The organism is Variovorax sp. P4_D9 (genome assembly GCF_056401695.1).
The window spans coordinates 1-6,140 of record NZ_JBFUIU010000548.1 but is presented as its reverse complement, the minus strand read 5'-3'; the positions used below and the strand labels follow the sequence as shown (position 1 = coordinate 6,140).

Genomic DNA, 6,140 nt, shown 5'->3' with positions numbered 1-6,140 from the left:
GTCCTCAACGGGCCATAACGGCAGTACGGCTTTCTCTGAAGCTGCCGCTCATGAACTTTGACCAGCCAATGGGAAACGCTCAAAAACTGTGAATCGCCCAGCCCACACCAACGTTCATAGTTGGTGCGCGAGTGCTTGATTGAGCAGAGGCGGCGAGGTCAACAACTTTGCCTACCGACATCCGCCATGGCAATGGATGGCATTTGCCATCCCTATCTCCCCCCTAACTCCCCCCTGACTCCCCCTCCTGGGGCGAGATAACCGGGCACACCCCTCTAGGGTTTGGCCGACTGGCACCCGCTCGAAAGAATCGCTCGATGCGATTCATCAAGGGGTAGCCATGCACGGCTTTCGACCACGCCACAAGAAGGCGCCCAACTACTACGCCGAGGGCGGACTCGTGGCGCAAAACTACGCCGATGGCGGACTCGTGCGAAGCCTCGTTCGCCGTGCCATGGGCATTCCCGAGCCGACCCCCGATCTCGCGGCGGCCCAGGCTCCAGCGCCGGCCCCCGCACCGGCCCCCGCACCGGCCGCGCCGCAAAGCGCCATCACCGACTACGCGGGCATGGGCGCCATGAAGCGCCGCGAGGCTGCCGCCGGCCTGAAGGATGGTGGTGTTGTCGACGTGGGCGGGTTCTTCCCCGGCCTGCGCGAATACATCACCGGCGCAAACAACCCGACGCGCCAGGAATCCCCGCCGCCCGCACCTGCAGTGCAGCGTCCCTCGCCGATGGCGCCCAGCGGCGACCCCTCGCGCGTGACCTCGACCAACCCGGCCGGCATCAAGTTCGCCAACGGCGGGCCCGTGCGCGGCCCCGGCACCGCCACCAGCGACTCCATCCACAAGAAGGTGCGCGCAGGTAGCTACATCATGCCGGCCGACTCCACCCAGGCGATCGGCGACGACGCGCTGCAAGAGATGGGTGAGCCGGCGGCCGAAGAGGGCGCCGAGATGCCTCAAGGCGAGAAGGCTGAGCAGGTGCCCGTCAATCTGAGCAACGGCGAGCACGAGCTGTCGCCCGAGCAGGTCCACTCGATCGGCGTGCAGACGCTCGAGCAGATGAAGGACGCCACCCACACGCCGGCAGCCGCCCAGGGCTTCAAGCCGCAGATGTACTTTGCCAATGGGGGCGCGGTCGACGACCCGCTCAAGCGCAAGCCGGCGTCTTTCGGCGATGCAGCGACCAGCGCCGCCAACCCCGGCACGACCCAGGTGCCCACCGGCTCGCCGCAACCGACCTACGAAACCACGCCCACGCCCACCAGCTGGAAGCCACCAGGCACGCGCGGCATGAACGACGTCATGGGCGATGCGCTGGCTGCCGTCAACACGCCGCCGCCGGTGCTGCCCACGTTGAGCGGCCAGCCCCCGAAGGGTACGCCGGGCATCACCTACGACACGGCCACGCCGACGCCGACCGCATGGAAGCCGCCGGGCACGACTGGCGCGAATGGCATCGCCGACAGCCTGGGCGCCCCGCCGCCCGTGCTGCCGACGTTGAGCGGCAACCCGCCCACCGGCAAGCCCGGCATCACCTACGAGCCCAGCGGCGCGCCCGCCGGCTTCAAGCCCAACTCCTACGGCGATGGTGCAGCTGCTGCGACCAACCCCGGAACGGCCCAGGTTCCCACCGCGACCAGTGCGCCGACGCCGGCCGCGCCGACCACCGCGGGCGCYGTCTCTTCGGCCAACGATGCCGCGCTGAAATTCGGTGGCTTCGCGCTGACCAGCGACCAGAGCGCCCGCGCCGCGCAGAACTTCCAACAGGACCAGCGCGACGCCGCCGCCGGCGCCGCTTCGGCGTATGCGCCGGCCTACGGCATCAATGGACCGACCGCGAACCCGGCGGCCGTGCCCGGTGGCGCCACGCAGGCCCAGGTGCGCGCGGTCGACAACAGGCTGGCCGCCGCCGCTGCGCCGACCGGCACTGCGCCGGCCGCTCCCGAGGATGGCGGCTCTGCGAACTACCTCCAGCCGGTGGACCCGAACGCTGCCGCCGCGCCGGCCGCAACCGCCGCAGTCGGTTTCGTCCCCAACATGAAGACCCCGCTCGCGGACGCTGCGCTCAGCGGCCAGCCCACGGTCAACATCATCAACAACGGCGCCGATCGCAACGCCGACTTCAACAACGCCGCCGCGCTGCGCACCGCCGCCGCGCGCGGCTCGTGGTCGCCGCGCCGTGGCTTCCAGTCCGATCAGGGCGCGATCGCCGCGGCCGAGCTGCCAATCAAGATCGCCGCCGACCAGGCGCAGACCAACACGCGCACCGCAAGCGCGCAGCAAATCTCCGCGCAGAACAACGCGGGCGAGCTCCAGCGCACGAACATCCGCGACTCGGGCGAAACGGAGCGCACCAACACGCGCGCCGCCGTCGACACCGCGCGCGACACCGCGACCAATGGCGTTGCGCAGGGCCACCTGGCGCTCCAGCAGACCGCGCAAGGCTTCCAGACGGCCGCCGCGCGCCAGATGCAGGACCTGCAACAGCGCTACCTCAACTCCAAGGACCCGGCAGAGCAGGCAACGCTCGCGCGCCAGATCCGCGAAATGCAGGGCAAGGATGCGCCGGCCCGCTTCAAGGTCGCCTCCGGCGGCCAGCAGATCGACAACAACGGTGTGGCCTACAGGACCCCCGATCGCGTCTTCAGCGAGCAGACCGGCCAGTTCGTGGACCAGGCCCCGCCCGCAACCAACCCCAGCACGCGCCCCGTGGGCACGAAGTCGACCGTCAACGGCAAGACCGCCGTGTGGGACGGCAAGCAGTGGAAACCTCAATAAGGCAGGACGATGGCAGATACCAATTGGGAGCAGGGCGCCATGACGCCTCCCGCAGGCGGCGCAACGGACTGGGAAAAGGGCGAGATGTCGCCCCCGGGAAAGGGCGGCACTGGCACTGACCTGCTGAAGTCGGCCAAGGTCGGCATCGAGCAGCTGCCCGGCATCGTCACTGGCCTCGCCGACATCGCGCCGGCCATCGCCACGGGCTACCGCCCATTCACGGCAGCCGCTGACGCGCTCGGCGAAGCAACCGGGTTCCAGCCGGGCAAGTGGGCCAAGGAAACGAAGTTCTCGCAGGGCTACGAGCAGAGCAAGGAGGAGGTCGACAACGCCTGGAAGGGCGCCGAGGCCGCCGTCAATGACGACAGCCTTGGCTTCACTGCCAAGGCCGCGCGTGTCGCGGGCGAGCTGCCCGGCATCGCCAAGGCCTACGTGACCAACCCGGCCTACACCGCCAACCAGGTTGTCGAGTCTGTGCCATCGATGGTCGCGGGCGGCATCGCGTCGAAGGGCCTGATGGTCGCCGGCCGCGTGGCTGGCGTTGCGGCCGACGCCGCGGCCGGTACCGCCGCGAAGGCCGCTGTGCCTGGAATGCTCGAGCGCTTGGTCGGCGAGAAGTTCGCCGCACCGATCGCCGGTGCAGCAGGGGAGGGTGCCGTCACCGCTGGCCAGCAGATGGACCAGTACGAAGGCGCCGACCAGCGCAAGAACGCGCTTGCCTCGCTCGGCGCCGGTGTCGGTACCGCCGCGATCGGCGCGGGCGCTGGCCGGCTGGCCAACAGGATGGGCCTGGAGACTGCCGAGACGGCCATGGCCAAGATCGGCGACGGCAAGGCTGCACTGGCCGCGACCGCCGTGCCCCTGTCGACCCAGCGCCGCATCCTGGGCGGCATCGTGTCCGAGGCCGTGCTGCAGGAGCTCCCGCAGTCGATGCAGGAGCAGATGTGGCAGAACTTCGCCGATGGCAAGCCGCTGTGGGACGGCGTCCTGCGTCAAGGCGTCGAGGGCGCGATCACCGGGGGCGTCATGGGTGGCGCAGCCAACATCCGAGGCGGAGAGCACGCCGCGCCGACGATCGACCCGACCAAGACCCCGCCGCAGCCGCCCGAAGGCATGGCGCTTGCCGATGGCTGGACGCCGCCCGCGCCGCCGGCCGGCGGGCTGCCGCCGGTAGAGCCCGGTGCGAACTACGACACCAGCGGCCTGCGGTTGTCGCCGATCAACAATGAACCGCCCCCGGGCAGCGTGCCGTTCGAGAACGTGCAGCCCGAAGGCCCGACCGGGCCCGGCATGCGCATCGACACCAGCCGGTTCAGCCTGGCGGACGCCGCCGGTGCGAACGAAGGCCCGCAGCCGGCCCCGCGCGTGTACGACACCGGCACGCTCGACCTGGCGCCTCGTGGCTTCACGCCGCGGCAGATGACCCGGTCGCAGTCCATGGGCATTGACCCCAACGCCGGCCCGCTGTCGACCGCCGCCGCGCTCGCCGTCGACGGTGGCGCGCACGACGTCACCCTCGCACAAGCCGCCGCGCAAGCCGCAGCAGAGCATGGCGACGAGCACAAGGACGGCAGCGCGCAGCAAGTCAACGCCACTGAGAACGACCTGCACGACTCCCTGGCCCCGCAGGATGCCGCCTTCAGCTCGATCGACGAGGCCGAGGAGTACGTGCGCGGCCAGCGCCAGCGCGGCTCGAGCATTTCCGCTGTGCCCTACATCAGCGCCGATGGAGAGATCCGTATCGCCATCAAGGGCACGCCCGAGTACGACCTGGGCATCGGCCAGCGAACCCTGCGCAGCGCAGTCAAGGGAGCATCCAATGTCAAGAACGCAGCACCCGGAGCAACCCCGCCAGCCCCCCAAGCCCCGCGAGCAGAAAAGGCGCCGGCGGCAGGAGGCAATGCTGCCCCCGCCCAAGGACTTCCCGCAGCCGGAGCTCCCGCACTGGAAACCGCTGGGGTAGCACACCCCTCGCCGGCAGAGTTGGAGGCCCGCATCGCCCACCAACGTGCCGTGAAGGCGAAACACAACCCGAGCAACCAGATCGTCGGCGCTGAAGACGTGGCGCCCATCAACGCAATGCACGAGTGGGTGCCGGCCAAGGAGCGAGACGCCGCTGCCGCGAAGGTGGTTGAGCTGCTGAAGGGCGGAAAGAAGCTCGGCGACATTGGCGTCACGTTCGGCGCCGATGACCACGAGCTGACCATCAACCACGAAGGCCGTGCAATCAAGCACATGGGCCGCGATCGCACCGAGCATCTCATTGCTCGCGGGACCATCACCGAGAAGGACGTGCTGGACCTGCTCGACCCGAAGGGGAAGACGAGTAAAGCCACGGCTCCCGCCGGTGACATCAAGGCCATCGCCGCCAAGCAGATTCCGGACATGACGGATGCCGAGCTGGCGCAAGCCGCGCAGCACTACGGCCCCGATCACAAGCGCACGCCGAAGATCCGCAAGGAGATCGAGAAGCGCGATGCCGATAAATGGGCTGCCGAGCACAACGCCCGAATCGCAGCGCGCCCCGCGGCGGTTGACGTGGACCCGGCGGCGGACCCGGCCGCGCCGCAGTGGGCGGACCCAAAGCGCTATCAGGTGTCCAAGGGCGACCCCAGCCCCGCACTTGCCATGTACGGCGCCGAGCGCATCGGCACCAATGCGGACGGCGATGCGGTCTTCCCCCACCACCACGGAGAACCCGAATGGCACTCAAGCCGATCAAGCCCAGCAAGCAGAAACGCAACGACAAGAAGCGCCCGCAGCCCCCGACGCAGCTGTAGCGCCCGCACCGGCGCCGCGTGGCGTCCTGGCCAAGCTCGACCAGGCGAAGAAGGACCGCGCCGACGCCGAGGCCGCAGTGCTGAAGTTCTTCGAGGGCCAGGTGCGCGATGGCTACACCAAGCCGATGCCCGGCATTTCCGGCGGCATGACGTTCCAAGTGGGCGGTGCGCCGTTCAACAAGGAAAACGAGACGACCGTGGGCGGCCCCGGCTTCGGCGCCGGGCTGAAGATCAAGCACGATGCGCTGTGGAAGAAAGCGCAAGCGAATGTCGCGGCTGAGAAGGCCGCCGCTGCACCGGCCCCGGCGCCTGCCGCCGCGCCCGCCGACCAGGCGGACGAGCATCTGCCCACCGGCTTGGTGGAGATCCCGGCCGACCCCGAGGTTTTCGCCGACGCGCTGAATTCCCTCATTCATTCCGGCGAACGGCTCGATGGGTTCGACAGCGCAGAGGACGCCGCGCTCAATCAGGCAGACGGCGAGGCGCAGCGCCTGTCTGCCACGTTCCGTCCTGACATCAAGCCGGTGTCGCTGCCGCGTCTGGACAAGAGCCACCCGACGGCACCGAGCATGCCGTTC

General features: G+C 69.4%; 2 protein-coding genes and 1 pseudogene. All 3 read left to right on the top strand.

What is annotated here, in order from left to right:
* The first annotated feature begins 340 nt into the window (after positions 1–340).
* A complete protein-coding gene (locus tag AC1DY5_RS38345) occupies positions 341–2,782 on the top strand; it encodes a hypothetical protein (protein ID WP_478119690.1) in 2,442 nt (813 codons plus the stop codon).
* 9 nt (positions 2,783–2,791) lie between these two features.
* The gene (locus AC1DY5_RS38340; RefSeq protein WP_478119689.1) at positions 2,792–5,842 is read left to right on the top strand and encodes a hypothetical protein; all 3,051 of its coding nucleotides are present in this window, start codon (positions 2,792–2,794) and stop codon (positions 5,840–5,842) included.
* A pseudogene (locus tag AC1DY5_RS38335) lies at positions 5,760–6,140 on the top strand (hypothetical protein); the annotation flags it as partial. The gene AC1DY5_RS38340 and the pseudogene AC1DY5_RS38335, both read left to right, overlap by 83 nt.

What these genes read in the sequence shown, in the direction of transcription:
- AC1DY5_RS38340 (WP_478119689.1), top strand. Translation starts at nt 2,792, where the DNA reads ATGGCAGATACCAATTGGGAGCAGGGCGCCATGACGCCTCCCGCAGGC.